Genomic DNA, 26,353 nt, shown 5'->3' with positions numbered 1-26,353 from the left:
TGTTTTTGTTTTGAAAAAATTGAACAGGTAGAAATTTGTTATTTAGAAAAGAATTCCATCAGATCAATATAGTTTTTTTGGTTAACGCCATGACCGCTCATATATTCTCTGAACGTGAAATAACAGCTTAAATCATACAGCAAATCGGCTGCTTTTTTACCCCATTCAAAAGGAATGATGGCATCATCTGTTCCGTGTGAAACAAAAAACCTGAGATTTTCCAGTTTCTTTTTCTCTTTTACAATATCTGTCAGAAGTTTTTCTTCAGGATAACAGCTCAGACAGGCAACCAGATTAAATAATTGTGGATACTTTAAAGCCAGAGCATAACACAAGATTCCTCCCTGACTGAAGCCACAAAGGTGTGTTTTTCCGGCAGTAAGACCATATTTATTAACAATTGCCATAATATTTTCGGTTACAGCAGTTAGTGATTCTTTAGCCTGATCAATATCAATAAATTGCTCTGGATTATTAAAATCGATATCATACCAGGAATATCCTTCAAACTGCGTATTTTTCGGTGCTCTGAAGCTTACAATAATCCAGTCTTCAGGAAGATTTTCCCGAAAACTGAAAAGATCCTGCTCGTTGCTGCCATAACCATGAAGCATAAAAAGGATGGATGTTTCGGGTGTAATATTTTCGGGTTCTCTTACGATGTAATCTAAATTCATAAGACAAAGATAAATAATAATGAGTGATTTTAAATTGATAATTTTCTGCCGAAATGATTTAAACTGAGAAGAATAATTTATTGAATAAGAGTACAGATAAGTACTGTGACACTTTTATTGATTTGATATTATTTAGAAATTTTTGTTGGAAAATTTTCATAAAAGTTATTTTTATATTGATAAAAAACCTATATTTGAAACATTAAAAAATCTATTTGGAGAAATGAAGCAATTTTACAAATCAAAAAATTTACTCAGACTTTCGTTTTTAGCAGCGATATTACTTTCAGTAGCTTCTGTATTTAATTCTTGTAAAGAAGATGACGAGGTCGAGTTTAAAGATCATTTAGTACAGTTTGAGGCTAAAATCGTTAATGGCGGTACAGCACCTACTCCTCCTGTTAGTACATTTAAAACAATCATTAGTCAGGTGGGAATAAAGCAGGAAACTTTGTTTGATTCTCCTGGTTTAACATGGTCAAGCGGTGAATTTTTTGTAAATTCAAGTCAGTCGCAATTGAATTTGTCTGCAAATGCAAATCTTTTAAATTCCGATTCAAAATTAACCGTAACAATTTATATTGATGGTGAAGTTGCAAAAACTAAAACTGTTACAGGTAACGGTACAAAAGAAGCTGCAATAGCACATAGTTTCTTAGAATTATAGTTAATCTGATCATTAGAAAATCAATTATATAGACCTCTGATTATTTCAGAGGTCTTTTTTTTAAACGCTTTCCTTGTGCATAATTCCCCATCTTTCCAATTCTTCGATGACGGGTTTTAGTTTATAACCAATTTTTGTTAGTTCATATTCTACTCGTGGCGGAACTTCTGCATACACCGTTCTTGTAATAATCTTGTCTTCTTCCAGTCTTCTCAGCTGAAGAGTGAGCATTCTTTCAGTGATGTTTCCTAAACTTTTTCTTAATTCTCCAAATCTGAGTTTTCCGTTGATCAAATAACTGCAAATGGCAAGAGACCATTGCCCGCCAATCATTTTGGAGGCATATAGTTCAGGACATTCGTCTGTGAGCGCTTTTTTATTGGCAAAATTGGTCGACGTTTCTTTTATTTTAGTCATTACTTACATTTTTTATAGTACCATACAATGGGTTGCTAATATCAGAAATGTAAGTTACATCTATTATTTTTGTAAAAGAAATTTTAAAATATGAAAACATTAATAATTGTAACTCATCCTAAAATGGAAGAATCTTTGATCAACAAAAGATGGGTAGAAGAATTAAATAAATTCCCTGAAAAATATACGGTGCACGAGCTTTATAAAATTTATCCTGATGAAATTATTGATATTAAAAAAGAGCAGGAATTAGTTGAATCTTATGAGAAAATAATATTTCAGTTTCCTTTCTATTGGTTTAGCAGTCCGTCTTTATTGAAAAAATGGATGGATGAAGTTCTTCTGCACGGTTGGGCTTATGGAAGTAAAAGCGGATATAAAGTTGGCGGAAAAAAGATTGCTTTGGCAATATCTGCAGGGGTAGATAATGAAGATTTCGGTTCTCAAGGAAAATATCGTCATACAGTAATAGAATTTACAAAACCTTTTGAATTGAGCTTTGACTATGTAAAAGCTGATTATCAGAAACCTTTTGTCTATTATGGTTTGGAGCATAATGTTTCAGAGGAATGGATAGAAAAAAGTGTTCCTCTGTATTTAGATTTTATCGATAATTTATAAAACATTCCTTAAAAAACAGACTGTCGATAATGATTCGGCGACAGTTTGTTTTATTATCTTTGCGCCACTTTAAAGCAATAAAAATATCAACCTCCAATTGAAGAATCTGAAACATTATCTCGCAGCTATAACTGCATTTTCGCTGTGGGGAACTTTTAGTTTAGTTCTGAAACCTTTACACTCTTATGCGTCTTTAGATATTCTTTTTTACAGAGTTTTCAGTTGCGCAATTATAATGACTGTAGTTACATTGTTTTTCAGAAGATTAAAGCTGAAAAATAACTTACAATATTTCAAAAACCTTCCTCAAAATGACAAAAGAAAGATTGTTGTTCTAAACATTTTAAGCAGTATCTTACTCACAGCAAACTGGTTTTCATTTATCTATGTGATGAATCATATCAGTGTAAGAGCTACTTCTGTAGCCTATCTCGTTTGTCCGATTATTACAACAATTCTGGCTTTTTTCATTCTTCGTGAAAAACTTACCAAATTACAATGGCTTTCTGTTTTTCTGAGTGGAGTAGGATGTATTTTGCTATCGTATTCCAATCTGTTAGATATGGTTTACAGCAGTCTCATTGGTTCTACTTACGCTTGTTATCTGATTATTCAAAGTGTGAATTCAAAGTTTGATAAATTTTTGGTTTTGAATTTTCATATGATTCTCGCAGCATTGATTTTATTACCATTTTTTCCAGATTATTCAGGAAAAATTCCTACAGATTTTACTTTTTATTTCTATATCGAAATCATTGCTGTAATGTATACCATCGTTCCTTTGCTTTTAAATCTTTTCGCAATGTCGGGAATTGCGTCCTCAAAAGTAGGAATGATACTCAACATCAATCCCATTATTGCCTTTATTTTGGCAGGAACAGTTTTTCACGAAGCACTCAGCGGTTTGCAAATCGTATCATATTCTATAATATTTATTGCCGTAATTATTTTTAATGCCAAGGAAATTTTTGGTCTAAAAAGGATAGAAGCTGCTTAGTATTTTAATTACATCCAGATAATTCCAAATTAATTATATTCTTTTCTTAAACAAGCGTTTTAGTTTACATTAAATTCTCATTACAGTAAAAAACTTCTGCTGACAAACAGTTGTCACCAGTTTGTATTATCTTTATCAAATAAATGAAGATATGGATCAAAATAGTTTTGATGACATCGTAAAACGTTCGCTTAACATCAGAGAAAAATATCACGAACTGGAAATTCAGCATCATGGAAGTAAATGGACGTTGGAAGAAGATACCTTGGCTTTTTTATCTGATACAGGATTAATAGGAAGAGATATTATGTCACATCAAAAAAGATGGATCAAAAAAGATTCTGAAGCTGAACTTGAACATAAATTAGGTGAAAATATCTGGTGGCTTATTGTTATAGCAAACCGTACAGGAATTGATATTAAAGTGGCACTTGAAAAATTTTTAACCAAAACTGAAAATCTACTATGAGTTATTGTTCTGCCATCGAAGGAATGCAGCCTGAAAGCCGAAAAGAACTGCACAAAAACTACCACGACAACCATTATGGCTTTCCCATTCATGATGACAACGAATTGTTTGGAAGATTAATTATGGAAATCAATCAGGCAGGCTTGAGCTGGGAAACTATTCTTAAAAAAGAAGAAGGTTTCAGAAATGCGTATGACAATTTTAATATTAAAAAAGTAGCTGCTTATTCTGAAGAAGACAGAGAAAGATTACTGGCTGATCCCGGAATTATCCGAAATAAATTAAAGGTAAACGCAGCCATAGAAAACGCAAAAACCATTATTGAACTACAAAAAGAATTTGGTTCTTTTGAAAAATGGCTTGAACATCATCATCCAAAAACCTTAGAGGAATGGATGAAACTCTTCAAAAAAACTTTCAAATTTACAGGCGGAGAAATTGTTAATGAATTTTTAATGAGTATTGGATTTCTGAAAGGTGCACATGCCGAAAATTGTTCTGTAAATCAAGAGATTTCAAAGCACAATCCGATGTGGAAGAATTAAGGTTGTAGAATTGGAATTCAACTTCTTTGTAAAATAAATATCCTCTGAAAATTCAAAGGATATTTATTTTATCGAAGACTTCTTACCGTTACATCTGGTTTTTGACCTTGCGGAACAATAAAAATTGCATTGTCATTGATTGTATCTCCGGAATCGAAATAATAACTTCCGATTACCGGTAAAATATTGGTCATAAACTTCCCGGATTTATCATAAGCTGAATATGTGGCATTAATCATCTGAGTTCTCATTTTCAGCTGAATTTTCTTCGAAGTAAGTTTTGCTCCGGTTGCATTGATGCAGTCGAGTTCTACAATTCCGATATTGGTGACAATTTGCGGTGATGAGGTTAAACGGATATTATAAGATTTGTCGGAAGTATTTTGTACTGCTGCAGAAACTTTGTAGCGATCATAAGGTTTTCCGCCAACTTCAATGCTTTCTTTGTTGGTTATATTAAAAGTAACTTTCATTCCGTTGACATCGATATTTTCTCCATCAGAAATTTTCTGAGCATTAATGAAATTTCCAAAGCTTACAAATGATAAAATAAAAAGTAAAAGAAAAGAGTTTTTCATGGTTTTGATTTTTGGTGATTGGCAGAGTAAAGGTAATGAAAGAGTTTTGAATTTATGTCATTCTAATTTATTACTGAAAGTCAGTAATAAATATAGCACAGTTTTTAGATATTTTTTTGTCTTTCCGTAAGAATCTAAGCACATTATGAATGTTAGATTGTTGATGAAATACAAATTGAATGTTGATTTTAACGCTATAATTAAAAAAAATGGCTCATTAATTTATTTGAGTTTTCAATCTCTCAATCAGCATGGTAACAATTCTTTTATTGAAAATTTTAGTTTCAGCATTATAAATTTCCATTTCCTCCAAATTAAACATCCCAATCGTCATTCCGATAAAAGTGTTTTTTAAGACTGAATCTTTCTGAAGACTTTGTTCAATAAAAATATTTTTTTTCTCTTCTGTTAACGAATTGAAATCTGCATTTTGACGGATGGTAAAATTGGTAAATAGTGAAAGATAAAGTTCATTTTGCAATTTTAAAATCGGACGTAAAGTTTGATTTTGAAACTTTTCTTCCGGAGTGGATGTTTCTGAAATGGGAATATTGAGAGATTCTCTTAAATTTATTTTGGTTGTCATAACTCTATAATGATTGGAATTTGAAAGATAGCTTATTTCAAATTTATTGATAACAAAATTATTTATAATGTAGGTAAAATTTATTCTCAAAAACCTCTTTCGGATCATATTTTCTTTTCATTTCGAAAAAAGTATCAGATTGAGGATATACTTTTCTCATTTTCATCTTGTCAATATGAAGACGGTAGGGAAGATAAAAAGTTCCTTCATTTTTAATAGTCATGTCAACTAATTTGTTGGTGAGAATTTTCATTTCCTTTTCCTGTTTTTCCGTTTTCTTTTGGTTGAATAACAAAACAAAACCGAAGACATGCTCTCTCGCATAATTCATATAACTGTCATGATCTTTATCAACGGCACGAAGCGTAATATTGAGAAGATCGATTTCAGAATCTTTGAGAATGGGCTTAATATCTTTGATGAACTGATAAAAATTTCGTTCCGGAATAAAATATTCGTGCAAGAGATCTGTTGAATTAGGATCTTTGTTTTCTATCAATGAAACATGACCGTTCAGTAATTCATTTCGGGTAAAAACAGAATTGTCTAATACAGCATTCATTCCCGTTTCCAGATCCCAGCGAAGTCTTTTTCCATATTCACTGTTGACGGTGCTTCTGAAAACAATACGTCTTATTTCTTTATTATTTTGATTTTGCGCCGAAAGTGAAAGCGGTTTTTCGTCTGATTTTTCAAAATAAATAATCGTTGCTTCATCCAAAAATTTCTTATCTGAAACTCTCAGTCTTCCGAAAACCAGATTCACATTTTGATTATCTGTGATGTATTTTTTATAGTAAGAAAGATATTCATCAGAATTCATAGCCACCGATTTATATTTTAAAGCCACATTATCGACAACTTTCAGTTTTACATCCAAAATAATCCCGAAAAGTCCGTATCCGCCGATGACAAGTTTAAAGAGTTCAGGATTTTCTTCTCTGCTGCAATTTATAATCTCACCATTATGATTCATCAGAGTGAAAGAAATCACGCTGGAAGAAACCGGCGGAAGATTTTTTTGCCATCCATGTCCGTTCACACTTATCGAACCGCCAATGGAAAACGAACTGAAAGCCTGCATCACCGCAACAGATTTACCATATTTATCAAGATATTTGATAGCATCTTCCCACAATGCACCCGAACCAATCGTGAGAATATTATTTTTCTCATCCAGATCCATTTGTTTGTAAGGAAGCATGTTGAGAAGAATTCCTTTGGGATAGATAGAATGTCCACCCATACTGTGTTGAGCTCCTGCAATAGAAATTTTTAGATTTTTTTCTTTGGTGTATTGTATAACCTGCTTCAGCTGATTTTCAATCTCCTTTTTATTATTAGGAACGATGATTAAAGTATCAATTTCCGTAAGATTCAATTGACTTGCATCATTGGTAAAACCTTTTGGAGTTTCAGTTTTACTATCAGTTTCATTCCATTTTGTTTTAAAAACATGAATAACAGGCACCGCCAGAAATATGAGAACTGCCACAATTCCAATAATAAAAATATGTTTTTTTTTCATTTCTTGTTGAATAATAAGGAACGAAAATAGGGAAAATAAATCTTTATTATTAAAAAAGTAACTTTATGTTTTTAGAGATATAATCGACACTTAGTTTGTCATTCTGAAAGAATCTAAAATTTTAGTTCATCATATTTTTCTTTAATTGCTTTCGAAATCTTTATAGGAAGTGTTGTAAATAAATCCAGAAGAAGATGCATTTTCTCGGTAAAAAATGACATAAAGCATTATCGTTTCTTAAATTTTTAATTTTTGACGCCGTTCCTAATTCACAATCCTATTGCAATCAAATAGAGTTGTTGTTATAAATAAAAATACATACTAAACTCACCCCACTGTCGGCGTATCCTCCTCCTTCAGAATCTTTTTCTCTTTCATCGCCACCATCATTCTTTCGTATTTATATTTCGTCCAGTCGAATTGATTGAGGAAATCGAGGGCGGCAATAAATCCGGCATTGAAGAGTTGTTCTTTTTCTTCTCTTTTCATAAAGAAATTCAGCCAGTTGCTCGTTCCGCAGTTGACGGTTTTTATGCTGTAGAGATTGTAGAATGAGTTTTTGGTGAGGAAAGATTTATCGTTGAAACCTCGTAAAGTATCTATAATATTCCCGGCGTAGGAGAGGGGAGTTTTCATAATCTGTTCGCTGGTTTTCCCTTTTTCTTTCTGTATGTCAGAATCGTTGGTGAGCTGTACACCAAATAGCGGAAGTCGCGGATAGAAAATATCGTTCATGTGAAAAACATCAATCGGAAAATTGGAAATACTTCCGCCGTCAATAAAAATTCCTACAGGATAAATGTTTTCTTTAGTAGTATTCATCCAGAATTTCCAGGCATATTTCACCGAGTCATCATCTTTGTTGATGAGCTTTTGCATCGGTTCAAAAAAGAAAGGAACAGACATCGAGGCACGCACAAATTCTGCCGGACTGATGTGTTTCAGTTCTTCCTCAGACCAATATAAATTGGCCATTGTAGGCAACTGTACTTTTATCTTGGCGTTGATGTCGGTGGTAACGACAATATATTCGGATTTTAACTGATAAAACGGATTGTTTTTATAATAATCATTGTTTTCAATGCTGTCAAAATAAATTCTGTATTGCGTTTCATCGATGTGTTCCAGATTATTCATTTTAATTTCTTCAATTCCGTTAAGGGCGTTGGTGTAAAATTCCATTCCGTTGCCATAGCGGTAATTAAGATTTAAATCATATCCTTTCTGAATAAATTTCTGGTTGAGATCAGCTACAGTTTTTATTCCGAAGTCATCAAGCACTTTTTTCATGGTATTTTCAAAAATATTTCCGGGATTAAGGCCGCTGTTGCTTTTGGTGAAATTACGGTAAAGCTTTTTAAGAATTAAGAGCAGAATAATTAACGGTACAAGCGGAATGAGAAAGTAAAGCTTGGCTTTCCAGATAGTTTCCGAAGATAAAATAAACGGTAAACTGACCAATGCAACGGTAAGAACTACAGCAATAATTAAATTGATTTTGAAGAAATTTTTATTATTCAGCATCGCATGAAAAGTGCTTTTTACGTAGCTTTTTCCATCCATAAAATCGGCGAAATTCCAATTGAATAATATTTCTTTAATAATTTCGCTCTTGGCTTCTTCTTTTGTTTTACAGGCTGCAATCAGCATGGTATTGATGGCTCCTGCACTGGTTCCTGCCACTTTCAGAAAACGAATTCCGAAAATTTCCAGGCCATAAAGATAACCGACTAAAGCACTTCCCCAAACTCCGCCCCCTTCCTGTACAAATTCTACATACTGATTTCCTTCAGCATCCAGAAGGTCAGAAAATTCTCTTTTCGAAATATTTTCGTGCAGTGCTTTCAGCTTTTCTTTGGATTCCTGAGAAAGGATATCTTCATCAAGAATTTTTTGGAGAGTTTCGGGTTTCATGATTTTGGTGTGGTTTTTTTGATATTGAATTTCTATTAATTATTAAAAAAAATCTATACTCATTTTGTCATTCCGGATGAATCTAAATACTTAAAATTTTTGCTGCTGAGATTTCTCCGGAATGACAAAAATACTTATACTTAAAATGAATTACCATTGCTTCCTTCTCGCATATATAAAAGTAATAATCACAATTAATCCCATTAAACCCAAAGTATAAAAATATCCGTGTTTGGTATGCAGTTCGGGCATATTATCGAAGTTCATTCCATATAAACCGGCGATAAATGTAATTGGTAAAAAGTAAACCGAATAAATCGCCAGAACTTTCATTACCTGATTGGCTTTTTGGTCAGACAATGCCAAAAACATTGATATAAGGTTGGTAATCTGAATATTCAGATGATCAAAATCGGCAACTACATCTTTGTGTTTATCTTTTAAATCAAAAAATTCGGTCTCTGCAAGGTTAAGCAGTTTAAATTTATCAATAGCATCCGTAGAAATCGTAAGAACCCTTGAATTCAAACCTGATTTTCTTTTTAATTTATACAATCTTCGAATCTGATTGGTATGATTGGTGTTTTTGAGGAAAATTTCGTTTTCAATGTTGTCCATCGTTTCAAATAAACTCAGCGATTCATCATCAAAAGTTTTCATAATGACCAATGCTATTTTCAAAGCTATCTTTTCGGGAGAGCAGACTTTCTGGTGTAAAGAAAGTTCCTTTTTAGTTTCCGAGATACTTTTAGCCTTCATTCGGTGTACTGTGATAATGATATTATCCAAAAGAAAAAGTCCGATTTTTGTACTGATATCACTTATCGAGTTGAGATTTTTTCTCTCCAGCTCTGTACTCTCACGAAGCAGGAAAAATTTCACGTTTCCATCTTCTTCATATTTTGGCAGATGATTGGGATCCAAAGTGTCATCCAGAAGTAAATTATTGATTTCGTAACGTTCGTGAAGATATCTCATATCCTCTTCAGTAGGAGCTTCCACGTCTATCCATTCGCATCCCGAATCTCTGTAAATTGTATCAATAGGCATAAAGTAAATTTACAGTAAAAATTGAAATTGTATGTATTAAATAAATTTTATCTTTACCAAAATTAGAAAATCAATATGATTAAAAGTATAATAAAAGGTATTGGATTTCATGTTCCGGATCATGTGGTTACCAATGATGATTTGTCTAAACTGATGACCACCAATGATGAGTGGATCACAGAAAGAACCGGAATTAAAGAAAGAAGACACCGAATTAACAGAAATGATGCGCAGGAAACTACTGCTTATTTAGGTTTTAAAGCTTCTGAAAAGGCGATTGAAAAGGCTGGACTTACTGTAAAAGATATCGATTATATTATATTTGCTACACTTTCTCCGGATTATTATTTTCCAGGATGTGGCGTTTTGTTGCAGGATATGTTGGGTTGTGATACCATCGGAGCTTTGGATGTGAGAAACCAATGTTCGGGTTTTGTGTATGCGATGAGTGTTGCGAATGCTTTTATTAAATCCGGAACGTATAAAAATATTTTGGTTGTAGGAGCAGAAGTTCATTCTTTCGGACTTGATTTTTCGGATGAAGGAAGAGGAGTTTCTGTCATTTTCGGAGATGGGGCAGGAGCGATTGTACTTTCTGCAACCGAAGATGAAAGTGCAGGAGATATTTTAGCCATGAATATGCATTCTGAAGGAAAATATGCCGATGAATTATGTACACAGTTTCCAGGTTCAAAATACGGTTGGAGCGACAGAATGAGAAAAGAACCTGAAAATGTAACGAATAAAGAGGTTTACCCGATTATGAACGGGAATTTTGTTTTTAAACACGCCGTGACAAGATTTCCTGAAACAATGCAGGAAGCTTTAGATAAAGCGGGAAAAACAATTGAAGATTTGGATATGTTTATTCCGCATCAAGCGAATTTGAGAATTGCCCAGTTTGTACAGCAGAAATTTGCTTTACCTGATGAAAAAATTCACAATAATATACAGAAATACGGAAATACAACGGCTGCTTCTATTCCGATTGCTTTGCACGAAGCAATTGAATTAGGGAAAATTAAAAGAGGAGATCTTGTTCTTCTTTCGGCTTTCGGAAGTGGTTTTACATGGGGAAGTATTTTGTTTGAGTATTAAAATTAAAAAAAATTGCCATGAATAAACGAATAAAATATTTAATATATAATCAATTCGTGCATTCGGGGCAAAAAAGCCAAAATTATAGTATGAATTTCAAGTTTCGTTATTTTGGGTAAATTTTTAAAGAAAACTGTAGCGATAAATTTCATTGAGTTACCTAAAATTCTTGATACGCTTAGATATTTGAGACGGAATTTAAAACATTCAATGTCACTAAGAAAAAAAAGTCCGCTGAAAATTTATTTCAGCGGACTTTTTTTATTTTAAATTAAAGATTAAAGCGTCTTCAATAATTTTTCTGTGTCTGCAGTATCTTCACCCGCAGTTTTTCCAAGGTCAAGTGATTTCTGAGCCCAGATTTTAGCATTTTTCTTATCACCGATTTTATTATAAAGATTGGCAAGCGTATCTGTATTTGCATAATTTTCATTCTTTTTTACAGATTCCTGTGCCCATTTTACAGCAGTTTCTAATGATGATTTTGTGTTTACATTTTCGAAGAAATTCCAAGCTAAAGAATTCAGCTGATCTGAACTTAAAGCTGAAATATCTTTATTAAGTTCAAGAGTTAATTTTTCATATGTTGCAATATCTTTATCTTTCAGAGCTCTGCTTGCTTTTACTTTCTTAAAAAGGTTTTCAGATTCATCTTTCGCCAAAAACTTTTGAGTTTCTGCAAGGAAATATGCTTCATCCAGTTTTTTAGTTGTAGCATTATAGGCTTTTGCCATTACTGTATTTACCTTTACATTCTTATCCATAGCCACATATTGTTGTTCGGGAACAAATTTTGTTATATCGGCTTTTCTTTCTGTAAAAACTTTATACGGAGCGCCTTCTGTACTTTTCATAGCCTGAAAAAGAAGGCCTAAATTTTCCTGATTAAATTCAGGTTTTGCTGCAAAATAACGCTCAATAACTTTATTTGAAAAATCTGTATCGTTGTACATGGTAAGTCCCGCAAGATTTAATAAAAACGCTGGATCTTTTTCTCCTTTTTCAAATTTTTGCTTCAAAGCAGTCAGTCTTTTGCTAGGATCTCCTGCATCCATCGCAAACTGAATAAAATCTTTTTCTTCAACATATCCGATTGTTCTGTGAACTTCTTCACCATCTCCGTTGATGAAAAGATAGGTCGGGAATACTTTTACATTATATTTTTTAGCCAGATCAATTCCTTCCCCTTTTTCCATATCGATTTTTGCATTTACAAAATGCTCGTTATAGTAATCACCAACAGGCTTTAAAGGGAAAATATTTTTCACCATCAATTTACATGGTCCGCACCAAACTGCGTACGCATCAATAAAAACAAGTTTGTTTTCTTTTTTTGCTTTTGCTAAAATAGTTTTGAAGTTGCTGCTTTCTTCAAATTTGATTCCCTGTGCAAATGCAAGTGCTGCAAAGAAAAGGAATGATAATATTGCTGTTTTTTTCATTTGATAAATACGTATTGTTTTTTTATTTGTTTCATTGAATTGCATCATCTTCATCACAGCATATATTTATCAAGATCTACAGTGATCGATGAATGTTTTCGTTGGATGCAAATGTAATAATTATGTTAAAGAATTTTTCTTTTTTTAGTGAAAATAACTGGGAAGTTTTGAAAAATTTTCAAAAATAAATCCGCAGATGATTTCTACGGATTATTTTATTATCTGGAGCCCCCAACTTTCGTATTGGGTTTGTTTTCTTTACTGCTGTAATCTGTTGGCGATGCAGCGGTATCTTTTAATGCTTTTGGAGTATCTTTTTCAGGTGTGGTAGGTTCGGAATTTGCTACAGCAGAATTTCCAAGATGATTTCTTAAAGAATCTCTGTTGTGCTCAGCTTTAAATTCTTCTCTATTTTCTTTTTTATCTGCACAGCTTCCTAAAGTCATTAAAATTAACACTGCTCCTATTCCTAATTTTTTCATAGTTAAAATATATTTATTGGTTATTCAAATATAAAAAATCTGCCGAAATTTTCAGCAGATTTAATTTTGGATTAAAATTTTTTCTGTTATTTTACCGGAACATTAGCTGTATCAACAGGCATTTTCATCGTGTCCGGATTTTGCATTGGTGTTGAATCCTTCATTGAAATAGTATCACCTGTAACTATCGTAGAGTCTTTATCTGATGACATTTGCGGCTCTTTTGATCCACAACTTATCGTAATTAAGCCTATCAAAAAGGCTGACAACATTAATTTTTTCATAATATTTTATTTTATGGTGTTTAAAATAGTTCCCAATTATCATTCCAAAAAGTGTAAACATTATATTAAAATTCAGTAAAGTTTGTTAAAAAAATATTCATATTGCTAAAAGTCATAGAATTACGACATTAAATCGTAGAATTACTACAAATTTTGAAATAATGCTTGAAAAAACTAAAAAATAATTGTCTTGGTTTTATCTTTGAGGTATAACAAATCACAAAATACGAACGAATAAAATTTACACATCATGGCAGCAAATTCAAGAGGAATCTTAAAATTTAACGGCAGCGAAGGACAAAAACTGTTAAAGCTGAACTACAGCGTATCGAGATCTACCGATGTTTCTGGTAGAGTAGCATCAGATCCATCCAATGCCATCATCAAATTGACGATTGAAGCAACAGAAAAATCTGAAATTTTAGAAAGTTTGCTTAATGGTAAATACAAGCCAACTTCCGGCGAAATTACTTTCAACAAATCTCACGAAGAAGGAACTTTAATTACATTAAACTGGGAAAACGGTTATGTCATTCAGCACGAAGTAGACTTTGATGCGGTTGACGAAAACTCAATGCTGATCAGCTTTGTCATCAGTGCAGAAAAAATAAATTACGGAAATGCAGCATACGAAGGACTTTGGCCGGTATAATTCATCATACTGATTTTCAGCATATGGTACGCAAAAGACTGTCTGTTTAGATGGTCTTTTTTTGACAATTCAAGAATTTATATAGTTTTCAGGATAATTTAATAAAAAATTTAAGTTTGTTATTTTCCACATAGGATTTTTGTGTTTGTAAATCCTTTTTTCTTGAATAATTTTTTATATATTTATATACCACAATTACAAAAATATGAATACCTCAACTAAAAATGGAGGTTCCGCTTTCCGCCCATCACAAAATGCGGCAGGAATCTCAGAAAATCATCATACGGGAATCAACCGTTTGGTTAAATTATCTTTAGTCATCGAAGGTAAAGTAATCAAATATTACAAGCATTTTAAGCTGACTCAAAGTTCCCGAAAACACCACGAATTTACCCTTACTTTGGCTCACGATGCTTTAGGCGACCGCCAAACTCATACTCTGGAGGAAGCCAATACGTTTTTAGGCAAGAGATTAACGGCCGTTATTTCTTATAAAGATATTGAGAAAAGTCCGGAACGAACTTTTGTGGGAGTCATCACAGGAGTTGGTTTCAGCCAGGAAAGAATGAGCTTGGGAAATATTGTGCTTTCGGGTTACAGTCCGACTATTTTGCTGGATGGCGCTCCGCATATTCAAAGTTTTGGTGGAAATCAGGCGGTGAATATGGGAATTATTGCGGAAGAAGTGATTAAGCAGGGTTTAGATAAAAGCCGTTTTGATATCAGAATCGATACGAATGATTATTCTCAAATTATTTACAGCAGTCAGTATGATGAAACGCATTATAATTATCTGGCAAGAATGGCAGAAGCGTATGGTGAACAGTTTTATTACGACGGCGAAGTCTTGCATTTCGGGAAACTTCCGCCACAAAATACTCCGATTAAATTAATTTACGGAAGTAGCGCCAATGATATTAAAGTTGAATTAAAAGCAGTTCATACCAAGCCGCAGTATTATGGCTATAACAGCAATAAAAATGAAGTTTTAAAATCAGGTTCAACACCGATTCAGCATGTTGGAGATTTGGCAAAAACCGCTTACGAGCACAACGATAAAATTTACAAAACACCTTCATTAAGAGTTGCTCCGATCAAAGCGACCACTCATTTAGATGTTGAATATTCTCAGAAAAGTACGGCAGGAAGTGAGGCGGTGAATGTTTTTAATATTTCAGGAAATACGACTGTTCCTTTTTTACATCCGGGATGTTGTGTAGATATTGAAATGCGAAAAGTGGATACGAACGAAAGTTCATATTTCACTAAAATCATGGTAACAGAAACGACGCATGAAATTGACACCATCGGTCATTACACCGGAAGTTTCAGTGGAATAGCCTCCGATACAGGCTTTTTACCCAAGCCGGAATTCACAGTTCCGATTGCACAGCCGCAGATTGCCACGGTGATTTCCAATGCAGATCCTGAAGGGCAGGGAAGAATCCAGGTACGATTTGATTGGCAAACCAATGACACAACGCATTTTATAAGAATGATGAGTCCTGATGCAGGAGGAACAGACCAGATTACCCAAAACCGGGGTTATGTGGCGATTCCCGAAATTGGAGATCAGGTGATGGTAAATTTTGTACACAATCACCCCGACCGACCTTTTGTAATGGGAGGAATGTTTCATGGAGGGGTTGGATTGGGGGGATTTGCAGATAATCGTGTAAAATCGATTATGACCCGAAGTGGACATAAAGTGGTTTTCACAGAAGACGAAAGTATTATTATTACCGATAAATCAGGGAATGAAATTCATCTGGATACAACGGGAAGTAATATTAATATCACTGCTCCAGAAACGATGACACTGAATTGTAAGAACATGAATATTAATGTGACGGAAAGTATGAACACAAACGTGGGAATGAACCAAAACAATACTGTGGGAATGAATATTTCTGAAAGTGCAGGTATGAATAGAACCTCTACTGTCGGTTTATTAAATATGCTTTCTGTTGGAACTGATTTTATTACTAATGTTACAGGAAAAATGACTGAGTTTATTACTGGAAATAAAGAATCGCATACAGAAAAAGATCGATTGAGAGTTGCTAATGGTAAAATTACCAATCAAAGTCAGGGAGTTTTTGAACAACATTCTAAAAAAGAGATTAAGAATAATTCTGCAGAAATTTCAAAAAACCATTAGTTATGGGCAAAGAATCTTTTATAGGAGGAGATTATATTGAAACTACGGGAGGTGCTTCCAAAACTTATGCAGGAAAAAATATTGAAAACTCTTCCTTAGGAAATCAATTTACACAGAACGGACTTGATTCGGGAGTCACTTATGGTATCAATGAAGAAGCTCCAAAAATTTCAGGAATAAAAGAAGATGTTTTTTTATTTCTATTATTTTTCATAGATGAGGATCATAAAGGGAAATTAATGATTTCTGAAGCTTGCCAGACAAGATTAAAAAATATAAAAAAACTATCCTGGTATGAAGATAAAAAGTATAAAGTTTTCAGTATTCCCATCCAAAGTGTTGATGAAATATTAGAGCAAATTCCATTAATTATAAGAAAACACTCTGAAAATGATAAAAAAAGAGTAGTTATAGCAGAAATCGGAGTTTTTTCTCATGCAGGAGGAGATGGACCGATTTCTTATAATAAAAAGGTAACGATCTGTCCAGAACCAAACTACAAACAACAAATGTTGATGTGTGGATGGGAACAAATAGATGTTTTATGGTCGCCAAATGGAAAATTTGTATTTTATGGTTGTAATACTGGAAATAATGGTGGAGTATTTAATAATTTTGTTGAAAACATATCTAAATTATCAAACTTTAAAGATATAGAAATATGGGGACAATCAACGTCATCTTTCCCATCATTCTACCCAGATTATAGAGTTACAACTATTGCTAGAAGTACAGGAAGCAATGGTTTGGGATGGGATGTTGGCGAAACATATCAAGTTGCCGGAAATGCAGGAGAGGGATCGAAGGCAATAACATATACTGGGAAGGACAAGACAGAAGAAGAATTAAAAAAATTTCCTAAAGCAAATAATCTTAATGTTTATAAAAATGGGGCACTCATTAAATCGTCACATCAAGGGGTATTTAATGATCATCGTTAAACTATCTTTATTACTAATTTTAAGTTGTAAAAAAATGGATAAACAATATTTTCAAGTATTTGGAAAAGAAGAGTTATTAAAAAACACTAAAATAAATCTTTTAAAAATTGATGACCAGGGACATAAAAGTACATCTACAATACTTTGTAATGGCAAACTCAACAAAATAGATGCTGAAAATGAAGCTGCTTTTATTTATGAGTTTTATATTTCATATAATGATTCTCATGTACAAATCTTAAAAATGGAAAATATATTCAGAAATGCTTCTGATGAAGTCAATCAGTTGTATTTGGAGAAAAAAGACAATAATATTTTCGTGAAATTTATTGGAAGAGAAGCTGATTTAAAAGTAAATGAAGGGTTTCAAAAAAAATTAGTCTTAAAAGATGAATATTATAAATTGAATCATATTCAGAAAGATGAAGAACTAAAAAAGAATAATCAATTATTTTTTGAATGTAAATAATAAACTTTTAGATTGTGTTGAAAAAGGAAAATGGTATAAATACAAAGCCAAATTCAACAGAGATCCTAAAAAAATGAATTAAAAATTTATGTAATACCATACCAAAATTTTACGAAGATTTCATTTTTACCAAAGAATAAGACCTTTATCAAATATGAAGGTGTGTGAAAAAAAGAAAAATAAATGTACACACACCGCTTCCGGAGGCTACTTTAAACTTGAAAAACAAAAAAGTTCTATAAATGATTTAATAGTTTTTTAAGGTAACAAACCTTTAGATACGATCAAAACCTTTTGGAATCAGCATCGTGGAAAAAATGAATAATTCTTTTGTTGAAGAAAAAAGATAGATTGTTTATAGATGTAAAATAGGAATTTAATATGATCTGTTCAGAATGAGGTAGAAAAATGAAAAAAAGAATTCTTACTGATTTTACTTTGTTATAGTCTTGCTATCCAACACTTCTCATCCAGCATTCCGATTATGTATGCAAAGTAAAATTGCCACTTAAAAAGTGAAAATTGTGTAATCTATGAGTGAATATAAAAATACACTATCAGCTTCGTGTATAAGTTGTTCATATATTAGAAATTTCTTGTTTTTCTCCCTTTTTTCGACTTTAAAATATGTTTAAAGGTAATGAGAATGAAAGAGGATCAAGATTAGTTATTGGGCATCCTGTTATTAAATAGATGCAACATAGACTCTTAATTTATCTCAATATTCTTAAAAATATCTTAAATTTACTCATAGTAATGTGAAAATATTTAAAAATTATACCTGTAAACCCTTTTCAATAGAGGGTTTTGTTATTTAATATTCAAAAGTCGTAGTATTACTACATCAAATCGTAGTATTACTACAAAAAATGAGATTTATGTTTTTTATCCCTTTTTACAAATTGAATGGCTCTATCTTTGAATCAACCAAATCACAAAATATTAATTGCTTAAAAATTTAACATTATGGCAGCAAACTCAAGAGGAATCTTAAAATTCAACGGAAGCGAAGGGCAAAAATTACTAAAGCTTAACTACAGCGTATCAAGATCTACAGATGTTTCAGGACGTGTAGCTTCAGATCCTTCCAACGCAATCATCAAATTAACCATTGAAGCAACAGAGAAATCTGAAATTTTAGAAAGTTTGCTTAATGGTAAATACAAACCGACTTCGGGTGAAGTTACTTTCAACAAATCTCACGAAGAAGGAACTTTAATTACATTAAACTGGGAAAATGGTTATGTCATTCAGCACGAAGTAGACTTTGATGCAGTTGACGAAAACTCAATGCTGATAAGCTTTGTCATCAGTGCAGAAAAAATCAATTATGGTAATTCGGCTTACGAAGGTATTTGGCCGGGAGTATAATTATCATTATTAAGATGAAATTAAGACAGAACACTGCACTTTATAAAAGTACGTTGTTCTGTTTTTTCATTTTTTTAATGTGTTGGAATATAGAATTTTATGAATTTAACTGCATGTGTTTTTTTTATTTTTTTTCTTGAAAAATATCTTTTTGGTTCAATATCTGCTTTCAAACTCAAATACTCATTTCACAATCTATTAAAATCTATGCGTTATGTTTCAGGATAATAAATCAACAGGATTACAGAGCCAAAATGCTTTTCAGAAAACAACAAATGTATCTGAACTGAAAAATGGCACTCTTCACGAGATAACCGATAAGGCAGGTGGGAAATTTAAAAATACAACTTTACAAATTCAAGATATAAATGTCTCTCAGAAAGGTTTTAAAGAAAATACTCAAAGCTCTACAGGTATGTTTATGAATCAGGTAACAAAATCAAATGATCTCTCATTAATTCAAGATAAAGTTTGGCCAGATCAGCCCACATCAAAAATTCATAATGCAAAAGCAATTTCCGAAAGTCAGATTTTAGGAATTAACAGAGTAGTGAAACTAGAATTGATTATAGATGGAAAAGTAATCAGACATTTTAAACATTTTAAACTCAATCAAAGTGCTGTAAAGCATCATGAATTCAGCATTACTCTTGCTCATGATACTCTTGGTTCGCCCGAAAATCATAATCTTGAAGAAGCTCAGAACTTTTTAGGTAAAAGATTAACAACTGTTTTCAAATATAAAGACATTATCGAAAGCCCTGAACGAAATTTTGTCGGTGTCATCACCGAAGTGGGGTTCAGCCAGGAAAAAGGAAGCCTGGGAAATATTGTCCTAAATGGATTCAGTCCTACCGTTTTATTGGATGCGGCTCCGCATATTCAAAGCTTTGGAGGTCATCAGCCGATAAGCTTAAACAGTATTGCAGACCATGTTATAAAAGAAGGTCTGAGTGGAAACAAGTTCGACTATAGAGTAGATGCACAATACGGAAATGTTTCTTACAGTTCACAGTATGAAGAAACGCACTATAATTATCTTGCCAGAATAGCAGAAGCTTATGGAGAGCAGTTTTTCTATGATGGGGAAGTACTGCATTTCGGAAAACTTCCTCCTTCAGAGCAGCCTGTGAAACTCACTTACGGAAGCAATGTCAGTGATATAAAAGTACGGATGAAAGCACAACACGTGAATCCTTCTTTCTATGGATATAACAGCAGTAAGAACGAAAAATTAACGACCGGCGGTTCAAAAATTACCCATGCTTCTGATATAGCAAAAAGGGCATATGAAATTTCAGAGAAAACATTTACAACTCCGTCCTTAAGAGTTGCCCCAATTAAAGCAGCTTCTTTTATGGATATTGATGCTTCGCAAAAGGGAACAGCAGGAAGTAAGGCTTCCCAGGTTTTTATAACTTCGGGAGAAACTACGGTACCATTTTTATATCCGGGATGTGCCGCGGATGTCGAAATGAGAAAAGCAGATTCTAATCAAACAGCTTATTTTACCAAATTGATGATGATTGTAGTGACTCATGAAGTCGATGCGCGAGGTTATTACACAGGAAATTTTGAAGCAATCGCTGCAGACAGTGGTTATATTCCGCGTCCTGAGTTTGAAGCGCCAAAAGCCGAAGCGCAGTTTGCAAAAGTGACAGAGAATGCAGATCCTTTGAATCAGGGAAGAGTAAAAATTCAATTTGACTGGCAAAGCGGACAAGATACTTCAGAATTCATCAGGGTAATGACGCCTGATGCCGGTAGCAGTGATAAAGTAAATAAAAACCGTGGTTTTATGGCGATTCCTGAAATTGGTGATCAGGTGATTGTTAATTTCGTACATCAACATCCGGATAGACCTTTTGTAATGGGCGGAATGTTTCACGGAGGAGTTGGTGCAGGTGGTGGTGTCGGGAATAATATAAAAAGTTTAAGCAGCAGAAGCGGAAATAAGTTAGAGTTAGATGATGGAGCCGGATCGGTTTATTTAACTGATCAAGGCGGCGCTAACATGAAATTTGATGGTGCGGGAAATGTAGTTCATCATGCAAATAATGACAGCACAAAAACGATTGGAAATGACAAAACTGACAAAGTAGGAAATAATAAGAAACTTGAAGTGGGATGTGATCATATCTCAGATGTGGGAAATACTCATAAAGTAGCGGTTGGTGGAGAAAACAGTGTTCTTATGATGGATAAGGATGGAAATATTGATCTTACTGGTGTGAAACAAATTAAATTAAAAGTCGGAAACAGTATGATCGTGATAACCGAAAAGCAGATTAGCATTACAAGCGAGGAGGTAAATATCTGTGGAGATGGAGCAACTGCGCAATTCAAGAAGAAAACAAAAATTACGGGTACAACAGTTGATATTAATTAATGGAACAAAATATTTTTAAACACAAAATAAAAAAAGAAGATACATTGCAATCTTTAGCTTTACAATACGAAACCAGTATTGAAGAGCTTAAAAATTATCACAATTCCTTTGGAGGGGTTACTAACCTAATTGTGTCAGATGTTATTCCTATACACCTAGATTATATTATGATTGATAAAAAATCTGTCATTAATAAAGAGATTAAACATGCTGAAGGGGGTGAAATTGATTTAAATAACATGGCAAGGTATCGTTGTGAACAAAATAATTTAGTTTTGGTAGACGGAAATCCAAATTTTTCGGGCCAGACTAAGACTCAATATTTAGTTTCAAACAAAAAGGATATTGGTTTTTCATTATTGAACGTAATATTGGAGGATTATGTAAACGCGGTACAACCAGCCGGTATGGAGCGCGCATTCGAATTAATAAAACATATTGAGCAGATTAGAAATAATATTACATTTTCACACTCAGAAGGTAAAATTGATAAAGTGATCAATTTGAATGAATTACATGAGAAATGGAAACTTTTTTTAGATAAAACATGCAAAACAATTCCTTTTTACAATGAATTGAGCCAAAAATCGCCCGAAACTATAAATGATTTTGTAGAAAATGGTAAAAAAGAATTTTCAAATGAAAAAGTTTTTTCTGAAGTTATCAGTAAAAATTTATTTTATCATACTCTTATTAATGCCTACAAAAGTAGTGGTAATAATGAATATTCTTTTGCGCAACAGTCACAGCTGTTCCCAAATATCATACTGAACATAAATGTTGTGAAATCGCTAGTTTCAGAAGATGAAGACACTATAACTTATAGGTTGGTAGGAACTCTGGATAAAAGTAAATTGAATATTGATGAAATTAAGAAATTATATGAGGAACTCTATCAGCCAATCATAAAATTTTCTTTTACTGAGTTTGATTATATCTACCGTATTACATACCAAATAGAAAAAAATACAGGACAGATTGTGAAATCTACCACTTCAATAAAAGAGTTCGTAAAGAACAATTATGATGTGATCACCAAATTTGAATTAAGGAGAATAGAATTATAATATGAATACAAAAACAATTACTGAAGGAAAAGCATATTATCACAATGTTGTTTTCAAAACAGCTTATATGTATCTTCCTGTATTTTCAATAGTGGTATTACTGGTTTCTTTTTTCGAAAAACTAAGGTTCATTTTATACTTTACTGTTGTGGGAGTCACTTATGGATATATTCTTCAACAATTAAAGAAAAAACATGTCATAGTTGACTTTAGAGCAGATGATATTATAATAGATAGAACGTCTTTTAATTATAGGGACATAGATAGTTATCATCTTTCTTTACCATTAAATGACTTATTAATGTTAAGATTACGAACAAAAGAACAAAAAGATATAGCAATTTATGTTGACAAAAATTTAAAGGAATCTATTTCTTTTTATTTTAATAATCATTCAATTAGAAATGTTAAAATAACCTATGATCATTATTTACAGTATGGACATGCTATATTTTTAGTTCTTTATTTAATTATCTGTTTGTTGATTTATAGTTTATACAATTACGTTTATTATAATGTTTTACATTAAAGCATTAAAGTAAATATTTTAGTTGTTGGAAAATAAATGGACAAAAACAGATTTTGTTGATATACAATCAAAATTCTTTACGTGGCAGATTATTTTAAAATTAAAAAAATTTAATAAATCAAATTGTGAGATATAAAATTACAACTAAAAAATTGAAAATGTAAATGGAGAATTCTTTTAACACCCAAGGATATGATTTTAAACAAATAATAAGAATAAGCACTACTACTGCATACATATCTTTCGGATTTATGTTTTTTAATGCATTGATATCAAGATATTTGCATGAACTATTTTTGGCAATTATAATAGTGGGTATTCCTTATTATTTTTTTGTTACAAAAATTAAAGACACTCTTCAGGCTATTGATTTTAAAAATAATGAAATTATAATTAATAAAACTTCTTTGCTTACTCATCATATTAAGTCTTATCATATAACGAACTCTTTACGGCTATATTTTATGCTAAAGATTAATGCTAAAGACAGAAATGATTATACTTATTATTTACCGGTGTCAGAAAAGCAAAAAATAGAATCATTTTTTGAAAATAATCATATGACCAAGAATCATTTTTTTTCTGATTTATTACCCAAACATTATTTGTTGATTTACATTATTATTTACTTTATTGTTTTGGGTGTCGTCTATTATTTTGGACAGCAAATTTATTATTTTTCTAAAAGTTAGTTATGAGTAAAGCCTATATACCTCAAAATACTTGGGTCGTTTGCACAATGCAGCAGAATCCAAGCCCAGGAAAACTTATTGCAACAAATTTTCCTGGTGAAAGAGAGCAATTTTCTGTTTTATTTAAAGGAGATAAAGAACGTATTTTCCTTACTGTAGGAGATAGAAATACGGCTGAGAAGTTTGTTTGTAAAAAACCTATGAATTTAGTCTTAGGACTAGTTGGTCTCGGTATAGGATTATTCTTGGCTGTAACCCCAATTGGATGGGTAGTGGTAGGAATTTGCGCAGTTGTATTGGTGGCTTCAGTTGTAATTGTTGCTGTTACTCATGATTGTTCAGAGCCTTTGAAACTGGGAAAATGGGTAGATGAAAAAGATGATGTTTTTTTTGATAAACAATTAGCAATAATAGAAACATCTTTATTAACATGTGATAAAGGGGGTGTTTTAAAACCTATAATTGATAAGGCAACTGCGAAAGAGGCGGCAAAAGCAATAGCACTTGAAAACTTCAAAGAAGCAGCTGTAACTACTGTTGCTGCCATCACTACAGGGTTTCTTATGGGAAAAGCTGGAGACTTTGTTAAAGCAATTAGTGGACTTTTCTCAAAGTCTGGTGCTTTGTTAACAATCGGGGGAGTAGCTACTACCTATGCATTGACTACAGCACAAAGTAATATTATGCGAGGAAATGAGGAATATGCAAATAACGACGTTTACCAAAGTATGAATCGAGCCGAAGAAAAAGATTGGAGTGATCCTATGACCACTGCAAAAGAAACTAAAGACGCTTATGGTGGTGCAGCAGCTTCCTTAGCACCACCTAATCTTGCTGATTTTGTTGATTTATATAAAACTGGGGGAGTGGTCATTCAAGATCAAGCGCTTAGAAACCGAGTTGATCAATTATCTAATATGAATCGTCAGCAGCTTCTTAGAAACCCTTCAGCACGAAGTGTCTGGAACGATATCAGAACAAATCCGAGACATCAGAATGTGTATGATGCCGTGAGAAGAAACAGCATTCATAATCAAAATAGATTTACTCCCGGAATGAGAAATGGCGCAATCAGTACTTTAGATGATAATTTAAAAAATAACAAATGGTCTTTAAGCAATGCAAATTCACTGGCACAGAAAGGTGCTTCATCCTTATTGTTTTTTGTCCCTTTAATTGGTGGATATTTTTCTGAAAGCGCAAGAAGAAGATTGGCAGAAATTGCGGTAAAAGATAATTCTGAAAATATCGATGTCAGAACCTCCATGTAAGTTATTCCCAAATTTATTATTGACTAAAAGATAATGGATATGCAAATAAAAATTCCAATATAAGTTAATATGTATGTCCGTAATTTGTAATAATTTAATTTTCAGCTCCGTTTTTGTCTTTCTGAAAGAATCTCAACACGTTGAAATAAAATGATTTAGACTCCTTCGTGTAAGTCTCCCCGAACTTTGGACAGAATTATACCCTCATTTTGTTTTGTAAAACTATAAAATATTTCATTCTGTTGTTGATGTTGGCAAAATTTGTTGAAAAGGAGAAAACTCAGTGTTGGGATTAGCGTCTGGTGAGTTTTCCTTTTTATTCATTTATTTCATATTTTTTTATGGTATTCATGATTCGCTTCGCTTAGTTCAACAAATACTGCATTGGAGATAGGTTTCCCAAGCTTTCATGAGGTCTGTTATAGTTGTAATGCTCCATCCAATCAGAAGTTATTTCCCGTACTTCTATCAAAGTATTGAAGATTCTTGCATCCAGCACCTCTGTCCTATAACTTCTGTTGAACCTTTCAATAAAAGCATTCTGAACAGGTTTCCCTGGTTGAATGTACCGGATTTCAATTCTGTGTTTATGACACCAATTCGTGAAAACAGAGCTCGTAAACTCGGGACCATTATCCGTTCGTATTGCTTTTGGTTTTCCTCTTTCCTTTACAATCCATTCCAATAGATCGGTCATATGCATCGCTCCGATGGAAAGCCCGGCTTCAATCCAAATCGATTCTCTATTATAATCATCAATAATGTTCAACGTTCGAAATCGTCTTGAATTAAATAAAGAATCACTCATAAAGTCCATACTCCAAACTTCATTGTATTTTTCAGGAACTTCCAAGTTTTGTCTTTCTCTTGAAGCAAGTCTTCTCCTTCTTTTTCTCAAAATATTCAGTCCCAGTTTCTTGTAAACTCTATATACTTTCTTATGATTCCAAACAAAACCTTCATTACGAAGACTGTGAAACATTTTCTTGAATCCATAGCTGGGATGTTTTTCAGAAAGTTGGTTCAAACAATCAATGACGTCCGTATCATCTTTTCTTTTGGGATGATAGTAATAGCTGCTTCGCTCCAAATTCAAAGATTTACACGCCTGCCGAATGTTCATCGGATATTCTGAAACCAGATAAGCAACCACTTCCCGTTTTGTGGCAGGCTTTACCACTTTTTTGAGAGTACGTCTTTCAGTGCTTCATGTTCCAAACTAAGGTTGGCAAACATCTTTTTCAACCGATTGTTTTCCGATTCTAATTCTTTGATCTTTTGTAATTCCTGGGTAGAACTGATCCCACTGAATTTCTTTTTCCAATCGTGCAAAGTCTGATAGTGAAAACCGTATTTCCGAGACAATTCTTTTGCTGTTTGTCCCGACTCATACTCCTTTAAAATAGCCAAAATTTGGCTGTCTGTGAATTTGCTTGTTCTCATATCCTAAAATTAA

The 26,353-nt window shown here is 32.8% G+C and carries 28 protein-coding genes; 16 read left to right on the top strand and 12 right to left on the bottom strand.

From position 1 onward, the window contains the following. Positions 1-38 precede the first annotated feature (38 nt). The gene (locus ACOOWA_RS12540; RefSeq protein ID WP_421375646.1) at positions 39-677 is read right to left on the bottom strand and encodes an alpha/beta hydrolase; all 639 of its coding nucleotides are present in this window, start codon (positions 675-677) and stop codon (positions 39-41) included. A 223-nt stretch (positions 678-900) separates the two neighbouring features. Between ACOOWA_RS12540 and ACOOWA_RS12535 the strand changes: the two genes are divergently transcribed. Continuing rightward, entirely contained in the window at positions 901-1,344 is a 444-nt protein-coding gene (locus ACOOWA_RS12535; RefSeq protein WP_421375645.1) for a hypothetical protein, read from the top strand. Positions 1,345-1,404: 60 nt separating this feature from the next. On the opposite strand, the gene ACOOWA_RS12530 is transcribed toward ACOOWA_RS12535, so the two are convergent. After that, the gene (locus ACOOWA_RS12530; RefSeq protein WP_421375644.1) at positions 1,405-1,761 is read right to left on the bottom strand and encodes a winged helix-turn-helix transcriptional regulator; all 357 of its coding nucleotides are present in this window, start codon (positions 1,759-1,761) and stop codon (positions 1,405-1,407) included. A 90-nt stretch (positions 1,762-1,851) separates the two neighbouring features. Here ACOOWA_RS12530 and ACOOWA_RS12525 point away from each other — a divergent pair, with 90 nt between their 5' ends. From ACOOWA_RS12525 to ACOOWA_RS12510, 4 genes are all read left to right on the top strand, one after another. Next, positions 1,852-2,382 carry an NAD(P)H-dependent oxidoreductase gene (locus ACOOWA_RS12525; RefSeq protein WP_421375643.1) on the top strand — a complete coding sequence of 177 codons (531 nt, stop codon included), beginning with the start codon at positions 1,852-1,854 and terminating at the stop codon, positions 2,380-2,382. 97 nt (positions 2,383-2,479) lie between these two features. Next, positions 2,480-3,379 carry an EamA family transporter gene (locus tag ACOOWA_RS12520; RefSeq protein WP_421375642.1) on the top strand — a complete coding sequence of 300 codons (900 nt, stop codon included), beginning with the start codon at positions 2,480-2,482 and terminating at the stop codon, positions 3,377-3,379. Positions 3,380-3,530: 151 nt separating this feature from the next. Next, positions 3,531-3,848 (top strand): MazG-like protein, encoded by a 318-nt coding sequence (locus ACOOWA_RS12515; protein WP_421375640.1) that lies wholly within the window; start codon positions 3,531-3,533, stop codon positions 3,846-3,848. Beyond that, a complete protein-coding gene (locus tag ACOOWA_RS12510) occupies positions 3,845-4,393 on the top strand; it encodes a DNA-3-methyladenine glycosylase I (protein ID WP_421375639.1) in 549 nt (182 codons plus the stop codon). The genes ACOOWA_RS12515 and ACOOWA_RS12510 overlap by 4 nt, the downstream gene beginning before the upstream one ends. Positions 4,394-4,461: 68 nt before the next feature. Here ACOOWA_RS12510 and ACOOWA_RS12505 read toward each other — a convergent pair whose 3' ends face one another. From ACOOWA_RS12505 to ACOOWA_RS12485, 5 genes are all read right to left on the bottom strand, one after another. Then, entirely contained in the window at positions 4,462-4,971 is a 510-nt protein-coding gene (locus ACOOWA_RS12505; RefSeq protein WP_421375638.1) for a hypothetical protein, read from the bottom strand. A 217-nt stretch (positions 4,972-5,188) separates the two neighbouring features. Next, the gene (locus tag ACOOWA_RS12500; RefSeq protein WP_421375637.1) at positions 5,189-5,557 is read right to left on the bottom strand and encodes a glyoxalase; all 369 of its coding nucleotides are present in this window, start codon (positions 5,555-5,557) and stop codon (positions 5,189-5,191) included. 58 nt (positions 5,558-5,615) lie between these two features. Next, positions 5,616-7,085 carry an FAD-binding protein gene (locus tag ACOOWA_RS12495; RefSeq protein ID WP_421375636.1) on the bottom strand — a complete coding sequence of 490 codons (1,470 nt, stop codon included), beginning with the start codon at positions 7,083-7,085 and terminating at the stop codon, positions 5,616-5,618. A gap of 327 nt (positions 7,086-7,412) precedes the next feature. Then, on the bottom strand, positions 7,413-8,999 hold the full coding sequence (locus ACOOWA_RS12490) for a patatin-like phospholipase family protein (RefSeq protein WP_421375634.1): 1,587 nt from the start codon (positions 8,997-8,999) through the stop codon (positions 7,413-7,415). 150 nt (positions 9,000-9,149) lie between these two features. After that, entirely contained in the window at positions 9,150-10,049 is a 900-nt protein-coding gene (locus ACOOWA_RS12485; RefSeq protein ID WP_421375633.1) for a CorA family divalent cation transporter, read from the bottom strand. 75 nt (positions 10,050-10,124) lie between these two features. Here ACOOWA_RS12485 and ACOOWA_RS12480 point away from each other — a divergent pair, with 75 nt between their 5' ends. Then, positions 10,125-11,147 carry a 3-oxoacyl-ACP synthase III family protein gene (locus ACOOWA_RS12480; protein ID WP_421375632.1) on the top strand — a complete coding sequence of 341 codons (1,023 nt, stop codon included), beginning with the start codon at positions 10,125-10,127 and terminating at the stop codon, positions 11,145-11,147. 278 nt (positions 11,148-11,425) lie between these two features. Here ACOOWA_RS12480 and ACOOWA_RS12475 read toward each other — a convergent pair whose 3' ends face one another. The 3 genes from ACOOWA_RS12475 to ACOOWA_RS12465 form a co-directional block, all read right to left on the bottom strand. Beyond that, entirely contained in the window at positions 11,426-12,589 is a 1,164-nt protein-coding gene (locus ACOOWA_RS12475) for a thioredoxin family protein (protein ID WP_421375630.1), read from the bottom strand. Between the two features lie 218 nt (positions 12,590-12,807). Then, on the bottom strand, positions 12,808-13,071 hold the full coding sequence (locus ACOOWA_RS12470) for a hypothetical protein (RefSeq protein WP_421375629.1): 264 nt from the start codon (positions 13,069-13,071) through the stop codon (positions 12,808-12,810). Positions 13,072-13,157: 86 nt separating this feature from the next. After that, positions 13,158-13,283: a hypothetical protein gene (locus ACOOWA_RS12465; protein WP_421375628.1), complete on the bottom strand. Its 126-nt coding sequence runs from the start codon at positions 13,281-13,283 to the stop codon at positions 13,158-13,160. Between the two features lie 322 nt (positions 13,284-13,605). On the opposite strand from ACOOWA_RS12465, the gene tssD (ACOOWA_RS12460) reads away from it, so the two are divergent. From tssD (ACOOWA_RS12460) to ACOOWA_RS12415, 10 genes are all read left to right on the top strand, one after another. Beyond that, on the top strand, positions 13,606-14,007 hold the full coding sequence (gene tssD, locus ACOOWA_RS12460) for a type VI secretion system tube protein TssD (protein WP_421375558.1): 402 nt from the start codon (positions 13,606-13,608) through the stop codon (positions 14,005-14,007). Between the two features lie 205 nt (positions 14,008-14,212). Beyond that, on the top strand, positions 14,213-16,168 hold the full coding sequence (locus tag ACOOWA_RS12455) for a type VI secretion system Vgr family protein (RefSeq protein WP_421375627.1): 1,956 nt from the start codon (positions 14,213-14,215) through the stop codon (positions 16,166-16,168). A 2-nt stretch (positions 16,169-16,170) separates the two neighbouring features. After that, entirely contained in the window at positions 16,171-17,109 is a 939-nt protein-coding gene (locus tag ACOOWA_RS12450) for a hypothetical protein (protein ID WP_421375626.1), read from the top strand. Continuing rightward, entirely contained in the window at positions 17,096-17,578 is a 483-nt protein-coding gene (locus ACOOWA_RS12445; RefSeq protein ID WP_421375625.1) for a hypothetical protein, read from the top strand. The genes ACOOWA_RS12450 and ACOOWA_RS12445 overlap by 14 nt, the downstream gene beginning before the upstream one ends. 966 nt (positions 17,579-18,544) lie before the next feature. Continuing rightward, positions 18,545-18,949 (top strand): type VI secretion system tube protein TssD, encoded by a 405-nt coding sequence (gene tssD, locus ACOOWA_RS12440; RefSeq protein WP_421375623.1) that lies wholly within the window; start codon positions 18,545-18,547, stop codon positions 18,947-18,949. A gap of 214 nt (positions 18,950-19,163) precedes the next feature. Continuing rightward, a complete protein-coding gene (locus tag ACOOWA_RS12435; RefSeq protein ID WP_421375622.1) occupies positions 19,164-21,338 on the top strand; it encodes a type VI secretion system Vgr family protein in 2,175 nt (724 codons plus the stop codon). After that, on the top strand, positions 21,338-22,405 hold the full coding sequence (locus ACOOWA_RS12430) for a LysM peptidoglycan-binding domain-containing protein (protein ID WP_421375621.1): 1,068 nt from the start codon (positions 21,338-21,340) through the stop codon (positions 22,403-22,405). The genes ACOOWA_RS12435 and ACOOWA_RS12430 overlap by 1 nt, the downstream gene beginning before the upstream one ends. 1 nt (position 22,406) lies before the next feature. Then, a complete protein-coding gene (locus ACOOWA_RS12425) occupies positions 22,407-22,934 on the top strand; it encodes a hypothetical protein (RefSeq protein WP_421375619.1) in 528 nt (175 codons plus the stop codon). Between the two features lie 164 nt (positions 22,935-23,098). Further along, on the top strand, positions 23,099-23,626 hold the full coding sequence (locus ACOOWA_RS12420) for a hypothetical protein (RefSeq protein WP_421375617.1): 528 nt from the start codon (positions 23,099-23,101) through the stop codon (positions 23,624-23,626). A 2-nt stretch (positions 23,627-23,628) separates the two neighbouring features. After that, positions 23,629-24,897 (top strand): hypothetical protein, encoded by a 1,269-nt coding sequence (locus tag ACOOWA_RS12415; protein WP_421375615.1) that lies wholly within the window; start codon positions 23,629-23,631, stop codon positions 24,895-24,897. Positions 24,898-25,261: 364 nt separating this feature from the next. Here the strand turns inward: ACOOWA_RS12415 and ACOOWA_RS12410 are convergent, their stop codons facing one another. Continuing rightward, on the bottom strand, positions 25,262-26,077 hold the full coding sequence (locus ACOOWA_RS12410; protein WP_421374690.1) for an IS3 family transposase: 816 nt from the start codon (positions 26,075-26,077) through the stop codon (positions 25,262-25,264). Further along, a complete protein-coding gene (locus ACOOWA_RS12405) occupies positions 26,071-26,340 on the bottom strand; it encodes a transposase (RefSeq protein WP_421374688.1) in 270 nt (89 codons plus the stop codon). The genes ACOOWA_RS12410 and ACOOWA_RS12405 overlap by 7 nt, the downstream gene beginning before the upstream one ends. Positions 26,341-26,353 lie beyond the last annotated feature (13 nt).

This window comes from Chryseobacterium sp. GP-SGM7 (assembly GCF_049166575.1).
GTDB lineage: Bacteria > Bacteroidota > Bacteroidia > Flavobacteriales > Weeksellaceae > Chryseobacterium.
The sequence above is the reverse complement of the archived record's forward strand: the minus strand, read 5'-3'. Positions and strand labels throughout refer to the sequence as shown.